12 protein-coding genes are annotated in these 16,329 nt (G+C 47.0%); 1 reads left to right on the top strand and 11 read right to left on the bottom strand.

Going from position 1 to position 16,329, the window contains the following annotated elements; all coding sequences use genetic code 11:
• Positions 1-613: 613 nt before the first annotated feature.
• The 11 genes from RSX24_RS09355 to RSX24_RS09305 all read right to left on the bottom strand — a co-directional run bounded on the left by RSX24_RS09355 (position 614) and on the right by RSX24_RS09305 (position 15,456).
• Complete coding sequence (locus RSX24_RS09355) at positions 614-3,868, bottom strand: hypothetical protein (RefSeq protein ID WP_343260379.1); 3,255 nt, start codon at positions 3,866-3,868, stop codon at positions 614-616.
• A gap of 25 nt (positions 3,869-3,893) precedes the next feature.
• Positions 3,894-4,901, bottom strand: coding sequence for a zinc-dependent alcohol dehydrogenase (locus RSX24_RS09350; protein ID WP_343260378.1), 1,008 nt, complete (start codon positions 4,899-4,901; stop codon positions 3,894-3,896).
• Between the two features lie 26 nt (positions 4,902-4,927).
• Entirely contained in the window at positions 4,928-5,791 is an 864-nt protein-coding gene (locus RSX24_RS09345) for a carbohydrate ABC transporter permease (protein WP_236412716.1), read from the bottom strand.
• Positions 5,785-6,753 (bottom strand): ABC transporter permease, encoded by a 969-nt coding sequence (locus tag RSX24_RS09340; RefSeq protein ID WP_343260510.1) that lies wholly within the window; start codon positions 6,751-6,753, stop codon positions 5,785-5,787. The genes RSX24_RS09345 and RSX24_RS09340 overlap by 7 nt, the downstream gene beginning before the upstream one ends.
• 96 nt (positions 6,754-6,849) lie before the next feature.
• The gene (locus RSX24_RS09335) at positions 6,850-8,439 is read right to left on the bottom strand and encodes an extracellular solute-binding protein (RefSeq protein ID WP_339272332.1); all 1,590 of its coding nucleotides are present in this window, start codon (positions 8,437-8,439) and stop codon (positions 6,850-6,852) included.
• Between the two features lie 69 nt (positions 8,440-8,508).
• Positions 8,509-9,381 (bottom strand): Gfo/Idh/MocA family oxidoreductase, encoded by an 873-nt coding sequence (locus RSX24_RS09330; protein ID WP_343260377.1) that lies wholly within the window; start codon positions 9,379-9,381, stop codon positions 8,509-8,511.
• Entirely contained in the window at positions 9,378-10,475 is a 1,098-nt protein-coding gene (locus tag RSX24_RS09325) for a dihydrodipicolinate synthase family protein (protein WP_343260376.1), read from the bottom strand. The genes RSX24_RS09330 and RSX24_RS09325 overlap by 4 nt, the downstream gene beginning before the upstream one ends.
• Positions 10,475-11,491, bottom strand: coding sequence for an NAD-dependent epimerase/dehydratase family protein (locus RSX24_RS09320; protein WP_236412710.1), 1,017 nt, complete (start codon positions 11,489-11,491; stop codon positions 10,475-10,477). Before RSX24_RS09320 ends, RSX24_RS09325 begins: the two co-directional genes overlap by 1 nt.
• Positions 11,492-11,666: 175 nt before the next feature.
• Positions 11,667-13,040, bottom strand: a complete 1,374-nt coding sequence (locus RSX24_RS09315; protein ID WP_343260375.1) for an extracellular solute-binding protein — start codon at positions 13,038-13,040, stop codon at positions 11,667-11,669.
• A gap of 680 nt (positions 13,041-13,720) precedes the next feature.
• Positions 13,721-14,248 carry a GNAT family N-acetyltransferase gene (locus tag RSX24_RS09310; RefSeq protein ID WP_343260374.1) on the bottom strand — a complete coding sequence of 176 codons (528 nt, stop codon included), beginning with the start codon at positions 14,246-14,248 and terminating at the stop codon, positions 13,721-13,723.
• Between the two features lie 422 nt (positions 14,249-14,670).
• On the bottom strand, positions 14,671-15,456 hold the full coding sequence (locus tag RSX24_RS09305; protein WP_343260373.1) for a glucose-1-dehydrogenase: 786 nt from the start codon (positions 15,454-15,456) through the stop codon (positions 14,671-14,673).
• Between the two features lie 308 nt (positions 15,457-15,764).
• On the opposite strand from RSX24_RS09305, the gene RSX24_RS09300 reads away from it, so the two are divergent.
• Positions 15,765-16,304 carry a hypothetical protein gene (locus RSX24_RS09300; protein ID WP_343260372.1) on the top strand — a complete coding sequence of 180 codons (540 nt, stop codon included), beginning with the start codon at positions 15,765-15,767 and terminating at the stop codon, positions 16,302-16,304.
• Positions 16,305-16,329 lie beyond the last annotated feature (25 nt).

The following is a 16,329-nucleotide window of genomic DNA, read 5'->3' as shown; positions in this document are numbered from 1 at the left end:
GATGTAGTATGCAAAAATGTACATCTTTGTATACAAAGTACATGCAGAACAATCTCTTTCAGCATTGCTGAAGATGCGCCAAAGGCAGCAAAAGCCAAAAAGCCACCCTGAGGGCGGCTTTGATCCATGCTGCTTAAATAATCGGTTGCATAACGGAATCCAATGTCATCTCGACAACCTTTTGGATTGCAGGAGACTGAGGAGTAGGAGCGTAGCCATTCTGCATGAGCTGCATGTCCTGCTGTGAAAGCTGCGGCACTTGATAGGAGACTTTTTGTTTTGGTAGAGGATGATCGGGTCAAGAGCATCATGTTTTGTGACATGGACTTGGTCCATTCCAAAGAAGCTGCAAGCGGATCGCTCCTTGTCCGAGGTTATTATTCATCCGGGAAGCCCAAGCTCGGCCCATGAGGTGTCATAGGTGATTATAAATTTACAGATATCGGACTTGTTCAAAAAGACACTACAAAAAATCAGATTTTGGTGGAGGTCCAAGGTGAATTAGCAAGAGAAACAGCAATTGATTCTGCTGCACTCACCTATTATTTTGCTTCGGATCCTGATGGGAATTGGTCTTTGGTTGCAATTGATTAATCTTTTCATTCAATTCGAGTTAAATTTGAGACCCCAACTGTACCAAGAGCTCAGCGTGCTCTTGAGCTAATCCCTTACCACTTTTGGCTTGCACTTGATGGATAAATCCGTTCAATGCGCCATTTTTTGCTCCCGCATTACCCGATTCATCGGCTCGTTGCACTTTGATCCATTGTTCTTTCAGTCTCTCAGCCAGCCCTTGATCATCAGGGAGGAACTCGTCAATAAGTCCTGCCATGCCTTGATAGGTAAGGATCACTTCATAAGAAAAAGAGGACTTTGCAGCATTCCCAGCGATATCATACACGGATGCATCGACCAGATGCGCTCCAATACCCGTCAAATAAGCGGGGCGATCTGCAAGCACAGCATCGCAATCACTTTTGGCTATACCTGATAATGCATCCTGAGCGGAGCATTCGATCCGGATGACATCATCGACTTCATAGACGGGTTTTCCGGAAAATTCAATGATAGGGGCCGTTTTGTCGATCTTGACCTCGGTAGTAGAGGGCACCCCGAACACGCCATAAGCCGATTCTGCCCAATACGTTACTGACGTTACGCCTTCTGCGCTTACTGTAAACTCTGTGGTACTACCTGGGGTCTCACGCTGCTCGATTCTCTCAGCCCCTGTAGTTTCGTAGAAGAGGGAAGCTGCTCCTTCCGAGTTCAACGTTATGGAAACATCTTCATGGTGCCAGCCCTGCTCATTTGCCTGCGGATTAAAGGCAACCTCAGTCAAGGGAGCCGTATGATCCTTAACCGTTACGGCAAAATCGTCGTAGTAAGCTGTTGAGATATTATAACGGCTGGTTACTGCGATCAATCTGCCATAAGCCGTTCCTTCCGGTGCCGTACCGCGTAGGGTTGCTTTTTGCCATTGGTGAAGTCGAGATTCATCCAGATGCGTTTCAAGCGTGGACAAACTCTGCCCTTCCGCATTATAAAATCGGAACATGAACCCCGGCTGGCCTGATTCAATATAAATTTGAGTGCTTGCGGTATACTCTCTCCCAGGCACTAATGCGATTGGATCGCTTTGCACCGCGACGGAGGCTGTACGGACAAGATCCGTTGTTTTCAGGCTGTAATCACCCGCATAACTCTTGTCGCCGCTTCGCTTAAAATGTGCATCCCCGCTGGTCGCAAACATTGAAGTCCAGCCCGGCAGCTTTCCGTTCTCTTCCGGCTGCTCCAGTCCGGCATTGTTCACCGGCAAAGGTGGTCCCGGCGGTTCGGGTACAATCTCTCCATCGATTTTGATTCTATACAGAACCGTATTCGTTGCGAGATCGGTGAAATACAGGTTCCCATCCATCCCGAGATCAAATCTCGAAGCATCCGCTAATGTTCTGAAATCCAGCGTTTCCGGATCAATGACCGTCAGCTTGTTGTTAAACAGAACATACAATAGTCCGTCTTCCGACCAACGCATCGGATGATGGTGCCACTGGGTGTAATAAAGCTTCGGATATATTTTTTTATATTTAACAAGTTTGTACGTGTCCGGATCGATCGCAAAAATATATTCATAGGATGCTCCCCAGATGAGTCCATCCGGCCCGAGAGACAGGTCCCCAATGAAAACAGGATCGATAAGTTCGGGAATATCCAGGGTAAACTCCGTCATTTTTTGCTCATTCTGAACATCCCATACAAAAATTTTGGCCTCCTGCTCGCTTGGCGTGGAGCCCAGTCCTCCCCTAATGGTCGTTGATCCAAAAATCTTTCCGTCTACATAGGCAGTACTAAGCACACTCTGATTCTGGACCACGTTGCGATGGACTTTGGTTTCACCTGTCGCTGTATCATGGACCGTCAGCGATCCTCCCAACGTCCCGTATCCGGAAATGGTCGAAATAAACAGTTTACCGTCCCCTTCAGACATATGCACAAGCCGTTCCTGATCGTTCCCGAGTACAGCGAGACGCTGCGGATTCGTGCTTCCCGGTTCTTGATTCAGATCATAAACGTACAAGCCACCTTCCGGGTAGACTCCCATATAGACTTTGTTTCCAATCGGGTATACACTGTCCGCTTGACCGATGCTGAAAGGTTGTGCCGTCATGGTCTCTAAATCAACCAACGAAGATCTCGCTTGTGAACCTGTTGTTATCAGCTGTGTCTCTGATACGCTTTGAAGACGATTGACGACTCCCGGCAAACCCGGAATAATCGGCGGTTTTACGATGACTTTTTGGGTATCGATATTTAGCATGGCTACCCCGCCGTCATATCGGACCGTAACGAGTGTTTTTCCCGGCAGCTCGGGATTGTTCTGAAACTCTACCCAATCTGCGCCTCTGAATCCACTCTCATAAGTCATGCCGGTTTCCGCCACCTGATGCGTCTTCAGGTCAAAGGTTTTCAGTTTTTTCTCTGACATATAATACAGCTTTCCATCGACCGAGTCGGTCGCATGAAGACCGGTTACCTGCTGGAGCTCCGCATCAAGCCATGATCCTGTTGTTGTATCGTAGATGTAACCCTCACCCGGTATACCACTTCCATCCGTATAACGGGCGAACAAATAACGATTATCGATCGTACTCAAATCGTATACTGTATCGTTTTTGACGGTAAGCGAAGATGCAATATTTGTTTTTTCACCTGTAGCCAAATCCACTCTCACGATCTGTTCATGGGCCGTACCGGCATAAATATATCCTCCCTGGTAAGCAATGGAACGGACATACTCCTGATCAAGCGCGCCAATAACGCGGCCGTAATCCCTTACTTGCTTGGTAGCAGGGTCATACTGCCAAACCTTGCCGCCCGGATAAGTCCCGACGTACACTCTCCCCTGTTCATCCGTCGTGATGCTGTTGGAGACAGACTGTCCTTCAAATTGGGCTACTTGAACGGCCTCATGGGTGACAGGCGAATACTCCCATAACCGTGCACCCGATCCTTCGGCCGCCACATATAGCGTACCGTTCGGCGCAACGGTATGCGCCCAGGAGCTTTCCGACGGCGCAAGAGAAACGGTCCGAAGCAGTTTGTACTCTTCGAGATCGATCACATTCAGGAAGCCTGGCTTTCCTTTGCTTGTGGCATACATCACGGGTTTTCCATCCTCGTAGCCTACGGTTCCGTTAAAGACAGCTACCGTGTAGTTGTTGGGAACAAGCAATTCTTCGGGTTCGCTGAAGTTTTTTTGATTAAGTCTGGATTCCTCTGCTCGGACAGGAGCAGGCTGCACGGGAAACATCACAACAACAAGCAAACAACTCATGAACATGGTGATCAGGTTGAAAAAAGGCTTTTTCATCACGTATCTCCCCTTCTTCATGTCATCAAAAATACTTGATCAACGTGGCCAGAGCCCCTTGAGCCGAGTCGGATTGATAATTTCCATAGGCTTGAAACGCTTCGTCCAACGCAAACATATGCGTGATAGCAGGACTTACCGTAATTCGCTGATCAGCAAGCAGCCTGACGTACTCGTCCATATTTCTTCCTTCCGTCCAACGCACGAAACCGATCGGATAATCCTGATTGTCCATCTCGTACTGCATATCGTACCTTCCCGGCCCGCCCGCTCTCGAGATCAGGATCTGGGCTTCTTTGCGAAACATCAAATCTCTTGAAAACTCCATGGACAAATCACCGACGATCACGACTTTTCCCCGATCACGAAGCCACTCAAGTGACTTGTTGATCAGCATTTCTCCAGGTCCGCCAGCACATAAGAGGATGGAATCAAATCCGTGTCCCCCCGTTTCGTTCACTACAAAACGTTCCACTTCCTCTTCGCTTGAAAAGCTCGCTTGAATTCCCATCTGCTCCTGAAGCAGCTGAACCCGTGCTTCGCTCAGATCGTATGCAGCAGTGTGACATGCACCAGCAGCGGCAATTTGGGCCACAAGATTTCCGAGAATACCCAATCCAACGACAAGCACCTTGTCCCCGAACCTCACATCGGCTGTACGCAGTGCATGTATGGCAATGGCCCCGAGCCCTGTAAATGCGGCCTCCTCAGGTTTGACATGTTGAGGCACTTTGGTTACCAGATTGGTCGGTACCGAAATCACTTCTGCATGTCTTACGTAAGGCACACCGTAACAAGCCACTCGATCTCCCGGCAGAATATCCCTGACTTCACTCCCCGTTTTTTCCACAATCCCGACGGCACTATAGCCAAGATATACGGGAGATTCGCCTGATTTCTTAATCGCGCTCATCTCCGTACCGGGACTAATGCCCGAATATTCGGTTCTCACTTGCACATGTCGTTTGTTCAATTCGGGGATATTCGCTTGCAGTATCGTAACTTTTCCTTCCTTCGCAGCAACGATTTTCATTAGACAGAGCTCCTCCTTATGTCTGTTTAGCCCTTTTCCGAACCGAGCATCACACCTTTAGCGAAATACTTCTGGGCAAACGGATAGATCAGCAGAACGGGGATCATGGAAAGCACGATGGTTGCATTTTTGATCGACTGAGGGGCAAGAGCCGAACGATCCACAAGTCCTGCGTCGTTTTCCGCGCTGTAGATTAGCATATCCCGCAGCACGACCTGCAAAGGATATTTATCCGGATCGTTCAAGTAAATCAGCGGCAGGAAAAAGCTGTTCCAATGACCCATGAAATAAAAAAGACCGATGGAAGCAAGCGCAGGCTTGGATAAGGGAATGACAATGTTGAACAGAATCCGGTATTCGGAAGCTCCGTCGATCAGGGCCGCTTCGCGTATTTGGGAAGACATGTTTTCGTAAAAGCTTTTTAAAATAATCAGTTCCATGGTCCAGATGGCATTGGGAAGTACGAGTGCCCAAACCGAATCCGTTAACCCCAGCTGCTGCACGACCACATAAGTGGGAATAATGCCGGGATTCAGGAACATGGTTAGAACAATGGCCATCATAAAAAACCTGCGTCCGAAAAATCCTTTTTGGGACAAGGGATACGCGGCAACCGCCGTAAAAAGTAAATTCACAAACGTGCCGAATGCCGTATAAAAGATAGAATTCAGATAGGCTCTGGGAATCGTATCATTTTTAAGCACCTCGACATAAGCCTCAAGGTTCAAACCTTTCGGGAAAAGAAACACCTTGCCTTGAACGACTGCTGCTGTATCGCTCAAAGAAACGGCTGTAATGTACACGATGGGATAGAGTGTCGCTACAGCAACAAGACAGAGTATCAGCGTGTTTATGACACCAAAAACAGAAATTTTGCGCTCTCCTACCATAAGCCGTTTCCTCCCAGCCTTTTGCTGATCGCATTGGCGGACAGCAGCATCACCATGGCCACAAGCGCTTCGAATAGCCCAACTGCCGCTGCATAACTGTAATTCGATTCAAGCAGTCCTTTACGGTATACATACGTTGAAAAAACGTCGGCAACGTCATAAGTCATCGGATTGTAGAGCAGCAGTACTTTTTCATAACCGACGCGGATCATGGATCCGGTTTTCAATATAAACATGATGAGCATCGTGGGAAATAATCCGGGAAGCGTAACATGGCGGATCATATGGAAACGACTGGCACCGTCCACTTTAGCCGCTTCATAGAGCGTAGGACTGATTCCCGCGATCGCCGCCAGATAAATGATCGATTCGTATCCTGCGTTCGCCCATATTTCCGAAATGACATAGATCGGACGGAACCAACCCGGGTCAACGAGAAAATATTTTTTCTCGAAACCGAATGCAGCCAGCATTTGATTCAAAATACCATGGTTCGGAGAGAGGAAATCGATAATCATGCTGCTGATAATGACCACGGACAAAAATGCCGGCAAATAACTGAAGGTTTGAACGGATTTTTTAAACCATTTGGTTCTGACTTCGTTCAGCAAAAGGGCCAGCAAGATCGGAAAAGGAAAGCCAAAAATGAGTGTATACAATCCAAGGAGGAGTGTGTTCCGGAACAGCAGCCAGAAGTCTTGGTTCGTAAAAAACGTGATGAAATGCTCGAATCCCACCCATTCGCTGCCAAGCACTCCTGTAAATACGCTGTAGTCTTTGAAGGCAATAATCAGTCCATATAGCGGCCCGTAACGAAAAATGACGTAGAATAGGATGCAAGGAAGAAACAGCAGAAGCAGCTGCCTGTCGCGCTTGATATGATTCCATGTTTTTCCAAGTCGGCTTCTGAAGCTCTTCTTTGGCACTCCTTTATGGTAAACTGCCGAATGTTCCGTGCCCATGTCTGCCATAAGATTTTCGCCTCCAATCCTTTTTCCCACAAGGAGGGAAACGTTCCATCCATCGTCCCTCCAGTGGAATCACGGCCTTAAGGCCGTTTATTTGGACTCATCGTATCTTTTTTGAGCTTCATTATAGATCGTCATCAGTTCCTCCACGCCGCCTTTGCTGATTTGGCCTTTGAAATTCTCCCACTCGGCATCTCCGTAGCTGGCGTCAAGGATATATTTCGCGTTAAATTCTTCAGCCGATTTTTGCAGCGATGTCTGCAGCTCGGCGATCTTGGAGGTTTCTTCGTCCGTAAAATTAAGAATCGGATCAAGTGGTTCGAAACGATCCTCGTTCACGATTTTATCCTGCGCCTCCTGCTCTTTCTCCGAGAAACGATAGTAGATGCTTCGATGGTCCGGTCTTAGGTAAGCTCCTTCCAGCCACATGGCATAACGATCCTCCAGCACGGTGATATCGACAAGTGGAAGCTCCTTCAGTTCCGGGTATACCGGATATCCGTCCTCGCCCCATTCGAAGTTAACCCCTTCCACTCCGATGGTCATCAGTTCACTTCCGGATGGGCTGGTCAGATAGTCGAGCAGCTTGAGCGAGGTTTCTGTATTTTTGTTCTTGGCTACGGCAACGCTGAAATCCGAAACTTCTGGCAGTGTTCTGACATTGCCGGTCGGTCCCACGGGATTGGCATATCTGAGGTCATAGTCCGGATTTTGCCCTTTGATCTGGTTGTAAAAGAGATCAAGGCGTCCAATCCAGTCAAACGTAACAAACGATTTGTCCGTCGTCATCTTGGTCGTCCAGGAATCCTGCGTGTCCGTCAAAAATTCCGGATCAAGCAGCTTTTCGTTGTACAGCTTCTTCATGAAATCGAGCATGTCCCTATGCTCTTGCTGGATTGCGGCGTACTTCCAGGTGCCATCTTTCTCATCGTAATAGGCGGGGTACTGATCCGTATTGCCGAGCCCCCAGCCGAAGGCCCAATCTCTGAAGATATTGGCCAAGCTTTTCGATGCATATGGGTAAGAATCAGGATAAGCTTCTTTTACTTTTTTCAAAGCCTCGTAAAACTCGTTCGTGTTCGTCCATTCCTTAATGCCAAGCTCATCAAAGATATCTTTCCTGTACATGAATCCGTGATTTACTTTGCGATTGAGGTTATAAATAGGCCAGGTATATACATTGCCGGCTTCATCGCCGAAGGATTTGATGACCCAGTCGTTTTCTTCCATATATAGCTTTTTGAAATTAGGGAGCTGATCGGCGTATTCATTGATGGCAGCTACACCGTTTTGTTTGCCGATTTTTTTGAGTTCGGCCGGTTTTAGCCCTGTAAAGATGTCCGGCAGCTTTCCGGATGCCACAATGACTTTTAATTTATCCTGGTAGGTTTGTGGGGAATAGGTTTGGAAGTTCACTTTAATACCGGTCCGTTTTTCAAGCTCCTGGACAACCAGTTTGCTCGGACCGAGATCTTTCGCGTTGCTTGGCAGCATGTACGTGATGGTGGTCGGTTCATCTACAAGAGGCAAAGTGAGGCCGCCTGTATCACCGTACTGTCCGGGCTCCTGGGGCGGCAAAGCGGCAGAACCGCCTTTGTCCGTACCGCTGCTGCAGGCGGCGAGGATTGAGGTGAACAGAGTCATCGCAAGTAACATGGAAATCCTCTTTTTCAGCTTCATCAAACATTCCTCCTTCAGATAGGTGGATCTGATTCACTAGAGCAAGGGGGCATTCCGTATAAGGCTTGATCACATTTCCATGAGGACGGTGCGTTTTTGTAGACGGCTTTGCTCTGCGCACTCCAAAAATCGGATGACTTCCAGCGTTTCAGAGGGATGCACCGTGCACACGCCGTTTTTGAACCAATTCATGACAGACTTTAAAAGCTCTTTGTAGCTCGGTTCAAGCGGGACATGCCGGGTAGCGTTTCTGGTGTGCAGGCTTATTCCAAAAGTCTCTGGGCCACTTCGGATTCCGCGGATCGTTCCCATTCTCCCCTCTTTCCAGATTCCAGTAATGAAATCATCGTGGTCAGTGGAAAAGGCGGTCACTTCCCTGCACCCTGGGCCCATGATTCGAAACAACAGTTCTGCCGTATGGATGCCGTACCAAAAATAATGCCCCTGCGTCGATTCGATGTGCATCGGGCCATACACGTCCGCACCCAAGATGTCTTCTCTTGTACATTCAGGCAGGGCTTCGGCATAACGTAAGCTTGAAGCACTCATTAAAGGGAGTTGAAACTCTTCTGCGAGTCTGATGATTTCACTAGCGTCTGCTGTAGACAAAGCAAAAGGTTTATCGATAAATACGGGCTTCCGGTAAGGGCAGATCACCTTGAACTGATTCAGATGTATCCTTCCGTCGGCACTCAAGATAAGGATGGCATCGGTGCTTTCTGCAACCTGCTGCATCGTGGGCATCAACCTCACCCCGTATTCTTTCGTCATCCGGCCGGCAAACGTGTGTACACGGCTGATGCTGAGCGGAAAATCCGGAGATCCGCCCGCATATGCGGCCGTCACGGTCACATCTGAAAAAAGAGTCTCCCGGCTTTCGTGAAGAATACGGGTGAATGCCAGGGCATGCGAGCTGTCAAGCCCGATGATTCCAATATTCATGACTGGGAAGGAGAAGCAAGCCTAAGCCACTCATCCAGATGCTGCTTCACAAAATCGTCATCATTCAGGTGAGGATACTGGCGGTATACACGATCGATTTCCTCTTTTTGCCCTTCGGATAAGGTCTCCTGCGGATTCAAGCACCAAATCCCTCTCATGAGACCCTGCCTTCGAAGAACCTCGTGTATCCCCGGTATACAGCCGGCAAACTGATGGGCGGGATCAAAAAAAGCGGCGTTGGCATCTGTAATCTCCACGCTGCGCGTGAGCCAATCCGGTGACAACGGCGATCCCTCTTGCTTGCGGAGGCGTTTCACTTCTTCCAGCAGCTGGACCGCTTTATGTGTCCAGACAGCGAAGTGACCCAGCAGCCCACCAACGATTTCTTTCTCCACGGTGCCTTTTTCTGTTTCGAACCGGAAGGTTGTGAGCAGATCGATCAGGATGTTGTCATCGTTGCCTGTGTACAGTGCAATTTCATCCCGCCGGCTTGAACAGCAAACCGCTCGGACAACATCGATGGTTTGATATCGGTTGAAAGGAGCTATTTTAATGGCGATGACCTGATCGATTTCGGCAAAAGCCTGCCAAAAACCGAAGCTCAGCATACGGCCCCCGACGGAAGGTTGAAGATAAAATCCGATGACCGGCATGATTTCGGCTATCCTTTCCGTATGCCGAAGCAGGTCTTTCTCGCTCCATCCATCAAGTCCACCCATACTCAGCAGCACCGCATCATATCCGAGGGCTTTACTAATCCGGGCTTCTTCCGTCGCCTGTTCAGTATCCCCGCAAACGCCCGCCACTTTGATGAAGGGCCGCTGCAGGCGGGCTTGCTCCGTTTCCTCTGCGGCCAAGCGGAGCACCCGTTCATAGAGGTTAACCTTGGGATCCCGAATCTCGAATTGGGTCGAATGCACACCAACCGCAATTCCGCCCGCTCCTGAAGCGATGTAGTATTTGGTCAGCACCCGCTGATAGACTTCATCCAGCTCTCTGCGTTCATTCAAGGCAAGCGGATGAGCAGGAATGACCAGGCCTTCATGGAATGCGGCTGCCTGTTCCGGCGTAAGTGATGCTTGTTTTTGGTGCATCAGAACCTCCCCTTCCTTTCTGAAAAATGGGTTGGTTTGTTCCACGTATGTCCGCCGGATGCAACCCACTCTGCAATGAGATCAATCATTTCCAGCAAGCCTACTCTCGGATAACCGAATTCGCGAAAAGCCTTAGCTGCATTGCTGAGCAGAGCCGTTTCGGATTCGCTTCCCTCAAACGATGCAGCAAGACCGAACCTTTGGGCAAACTGCTGCGCTGCCCAGCGAACTGACATGGTTTCAGGTCCGGTCACATTCAAAATTTCGGGAGGGCTTTGGCACTTGAGCAGACTCCTTAAGGCAATCTCATTGGCATCTCCCTGCCAGATCACGTTGGCATGCCCCATCGCAAGCGGCACCGATTTGCCTTCGTGGACTTTTCTGGCAATTTCAAGCAGCACCCCATAGCGCAAATCAATGGCATAGTTCAAGCGGTACAGCAGCATCGGCGTGCCATACTTGTGAGAGAAGTATTCGAATATCCGCTCTCTGCCCAGTGTGGATTGTGCATATTCACCGAGAGGCTCAGGGGTTACCGATTCATCGACTCCTCCGAGACCTACCGGGGAAAAGGGATACACGTTACCGGAAGAAAAAACGACGATACGCGAATCTTTATACTTTGTTGCCACTCTTCCGGGCAAGTAAGCATTCATTGCCCATGTATAATGCTCCCTGCCCGTTGTGCCAAACTTGTTGCCTGCCATGTATATGACGTTATCCGCTGAAGGCAGCTGCATGAGCTCTTGATCGTCTAAAAGATCGCAGGAAATCGTCTTTACTCCAGCGCTTTCAAGATCGTTCTTCACCTCCTGATCCTGAAATCGGGATACAGCAGTCACCTTCTTGTTCATTCCTCCCGCCTTGATGGCTTGAGCGGCTAATTTCGCAAGACTTGGACCCATCTTCCCGCCTGCGCCTAATATCAGAAGATCCCCGTCCACTTTATGTAAGTCGCTGATTAGCCGGTCTGATGCCTCCGAAAGCTTTGCTTCCAATTCAGCCACGGTCTTCATCCGAATAAGGTCCCCTCTCCTTGTTAAGCCCTTGTAATTGGATCATATGTGGTACTTATTTTCAATAAGAAATTAGCATATGCCATGTTGTCTGTCAACTGGTTCTTTTGTAGTTCATATAAAATCAAAAAAGCACTTGCTCATGGCAGTGCTTTTTTAGGCTTCTTTTCGTTTTTTAAAGATTGAGACTTTCTGACGGAAGCAGCACTTCAGCGAGTCCCTCTTCATCGATTAAATAAGACATGTACTGCTTCAAGCTTTCTCCGAAACGAATCTGGGTTTGCATGGAAATCGACAGATCGCGATACGTCATGTATTTCGAACTATAGTCTCGATGAAGCTCCAACCTGGACGGTTTGTTTTGAAGCTCTACTGAAACCGATTCTGTAATATATCTGCTTGCAGGTAAACTGTATGTGTACTGCCTGATATAGGTCTGTGCCTCATCTGAAGTGAGATAATTCACAAAGCAGGCTGCCGTGTCCTTTCGGCTCGATTCTGCACTGAGAGCAATGGCTGTAGAGAGAAGGAGTGTCCGATCATTCTTAAAATGTGGTAGCGGAGCGATATCAAAGGAAAAATCCGCATTCTTTAGCTCATTCAGCATGTAATATGTGGTTAACATGACGGAGATCTTCTGCTCCTTAAACAATTTCTCGGCTTCGAATTCACCCTGTGCCAAGGCAAGCGGAAATATGCCTTCCTCTGTCACAAGCTCCCTGAGCCATCGTAATCCTTCTGTGGGAAAGCCAGTTCCGTTCTGAGTTGGACTGGAATCGATCGAAGATGGATCGTCTTCATTTTGCATCCAGAAAATGGGCCACCGATTCATGGAAAATAACTGAAAAGCGATGCTGTAACGATGAGGCGCCTTGAGCTCCCTGAGCAGTGCTGCCAGTTCATTCCAGCTCCAGCTGCTGTTTGGTTCACCCAGCCTTTTCTCCCTCAGATGCTCCTTGTTGTAACACAAAATAACAGGTGAGTAAACGAAAGGCTGTGCTGCCAGAACACCCGATTCTTTCTCAAAATAAGGTGTAAGAAAAGGGTATATCGTATCGTCTCGATCCTGGTCGACAAACAAATCAAGATAATTTCTCTCTTGGAATTGGTACATATCCTGCAAGTTGATGGTTAACGCATCGATAATTCCTAGCTTGATCAGATTGGCGATATTGTCTGAATTCATATAAGGAAGCTCAATCGTTTCCACATGAATATGCGGATGTTTCTCGTGGAATCGCTTAATCAGCTCCTCCATCCCCGCTTCTTTATACAATGAGGGATAGACGCCAAAACGAATGGTTTCCTTGGAAGCAGGCTTTGTCACCTGCGTGCCCACCCTGGGAATTTTAATGATCAATCCCTCTTGTACAAGCTCATCCAGAACGTATCTCACCGAGTTTTTGCTTAGTTTGTACTGTTCTGTCAGCGCCAACTCGGAAGGCAGAAATTCTCCCGGACTGTATGCTCCGGAGTTAATTTTTTGCTTCAGATCGGCAGACATATGTCTGGTTCTGGTCTGAAAAGTATGACGATCTATTTTCGCCATTGGCCGTTCCACCTATCCTCTTCATCTTTTTATGTTCTATATAAACCGCACTAAACAATCACACAAGGCACTGCGAGTGCAGTACCATCTTCCGATCGCTGTTATCCCCCAGATTTTTTCAAATCCCTTTTTCAAAGGGAAAATCCGGTGATAAGCCTATGCTTCCGACGCAGCTTTCTTTCAGAAAGCTTTAAGACCGGTTCGCTTCTCCAGATTGGTTCTGCCTCTCCGTTAACGTGTGTATCTTTTTTGCGGTTTATATACCTATATTTCATTGTACTTCCTGATTATTATTTATTATACCAGATATGAACCAGTTGCACACGCTGTGAGTAAATTATTTCACCTGAAATAAAGATTGAAATTGTTCATGCCTCTTTGGATGTAGTGGATGTTAACACGGGGGTTCTGAACCATTTATCCCTTTTAGAATTTATCGGATTCAAAAAACCGCCACAGGATAAGTACCTTTGACGGTTTAAGAAGGTGATCAAACCTGCTGAAGCAGCTTAATCTATCCAGATCGCATCATCCTTCGTGTATCCCTGCCGATCATCAGTATCAAGGCAAGACAATGATCGCGTACAGTGATAAGGGGCGACTTAAGCGTTTATTGGTTAATATTTTGCATGAAACTGTATTAAAGATGAACAGTCCTCCCTACTTGGGCTCACGAAGATTCAGCTCTTTAGTCTCTCATTGAATCGAGCATCGTAGACATATAGATAGGTTAGGACATTATGATTTCTAGTATTCTTAAACTCTTTTTCCAATTTCATTCCGAGACGGATCGCCACCTTTTTCGAATCGAGATGACTAACCGGCATGTTGGCGCAAATTCTCTTCAGATCCAGCTTGTCCACTCCATACTTCAGAACCGCTGCAGCCCCTTCCACTCCGTAACCATGTCCCCAATATTTTGCTTGAATAATGTAACCTAGATCATTTTCTTTCTTACTGTCGATATCTGAAACCCGAAGACCGGCATCACCGATAAGCGAACCATCGCTCTTAAGGAACACGCCGAGTCGTCCAAATCCAACCGCATACATTTCCATACTTTGCCTCATCCATTGCTGACTTTGATCGAGCGTAAAAGGTGCTGGCCAAAACTTCATGGTTACCGGATCAGATAAAATGGCATGCAGCTGATCTAAATCCCCCCAGTCATACGCCCGTAAGAATAATCTTTCTGTTTCTAATAACATAGGTTACGTACCTCCAGTGGAATCAATTCCATTATAAATATGTGTATACAATACGACTAATTATGTTAGAATCCCTGCGTTTCCATTAATTCAAATAGAAATAAAAAACGGCTAAATTAGCGACTTCCATGGGAACGTCTTCTTACCCCTCGACACCCTTCATCTAAAGGAATAATAAATCGTTTCTTTCTAATGGTCATTTCATTCTCACGGATATTCTTTTTTGGGATTGTAGCCTTGCTTTTTCCGCTCTTAATTTAATGACAAAATCAAAAAACATCATCTCCTCTTAAGAATTACGTCAGTATTAAGGCAAAAAAGACGAAAGGAGCCCGCTGTGTGCAGGCTCCTCCAATTTAAGTACTGATGTAAATTTAATACAAATTTTTAAGATGCATAGAAATATGAATTCCTGCCGTATATTACCCACGTCCGCCCTGAAAGGACGGATATTTTGTCATCCCTCCATCTGCAAATAAGGTAATACCTGTGACATAACTCGATTCCGATGAAGAGAGCCATGCGGCCACCGCCGCAATTTCTTCAGGCTTACCGATGTATCCGAGCGGTACCAGATCCTCAACCGATGCTCGTAACGTGGGATTGGCAAATTTGGCTGCGTTAATGGGAGTATTGATCGCGCCCGGAGCGATGCTGTTTACGCGAATTCCCTTCGGGGCAAATTCCAGAGCCAGCGTCTCGGTCATCATCTTGACTCCACCCTTGCTCGCAGCGTAATGAAGGAAATGCGGCCATGGGATAACTTCATGCACGCTGGAAATATTAATGATGCGGCCTTTGATGTTATGCTCCAGCATATAATCCACGGCCTCCCGGCAACCGAGAAATGCCCCGGTTAAATTCACATCAATGACTCGCTTCCAGTCTGCCAAACTCAGCTTTTCTGACGGAACCTCGTTCTCTAAACCAGCATTGTTGATCATGATATCCAGGGAACCGAAATGCTCATGCGCCGCCTGAACCAACTTCTGCACGTCCGCTTCTTTGGAGACATCACCCTGTACCCCAATGGCCTGTCCACCATGTAATTTGATGTCATCAATGATGGGCTGTACGTTCTGATTATTACTGTAGTAATTAATCACAACGTTTGCTTGTTCCTGACCAAAACGTCGTGCCATAGCCTCTCCCAAGCCGGTGGCAGCACCAGTAATGACAACGGTCTGTCCTTGAAGATCCTGATACATCTGCGTACCTCCTGTATCCATGACTGATATGTTCTAAATTACATTAACCGATCCCTTCCTCCATAAACATGATTTGATCCAATCAGCGGGGGCAGAAGGGCAGATCGACCAAGATATCATGTTGTTACTAATATGTTTATTATTTAGAGCGAGTATGCAGATGCAGCAAAATCTTGAATGGAGTAATGCTATTCAAGCATTATTCAATTTTTTTGGTATACCCTTAGCAGACTGTCGGAAATTAAATAGTAACCTTCCCCATCATTGTGGCGTCTTTATCTACATGAATCATCTAAAGGTGGGATATCATGCTAAAATCGTTCGCATTAACAATGCTGTTAACTTCATTTATTGTCCTTACGGCGTGTGGTGATACAACCTCACCAACTGATAAATCAACGAATACGACCAATACAACTCAGAATTCAGTACCTGATACATCTAAACATTCTGAAAATGAAACGGAGTCTTCAACTCATTTTAAACCTGGTATTAATATTGATTTTAAAGAGGCTGAATCATCCCTGACGGAAGAGGAATCCCCTCTTCTAGATGTACTTAAATTGAACTTAAAAGGACTTGTTGAGCATGACCATCATCTGTACCGATCCGGATTCGTCACCGAGAAATTGGCTGATGCTATGGAGGGGTATTATAATGAGGATTTCCAGTATAAGTTTTCAACAATTGAAAGCATTGAAAAATTTGTATCAACCTATAAACAAGTGCATGTTTTTGTTCTTGGGGAACGTTTAGATTCCAGTACAGATACGATTGAAGCAGTTAAAATGATGTACGCCATCCGGAAAAATAATGAAGGTGTGTGGTCCATCTACACCATTGATTGATTTGATTCATTGATTGATGAATTCC

The organism is Paenibacillus hubeiensis (assembly GCF_032334105.1).
GTDB lineage: Bacteria > Bacillota > Bacilli > Paenibacillales > Paenibacillaceae > Paenibacillus > Paenibacillus hubeiensis.
The sequence above is the reverse complement of the archived record's forward strand: the minus strand, read 5'-3'. Positions and strand labels throughout refer to the sequence as shown.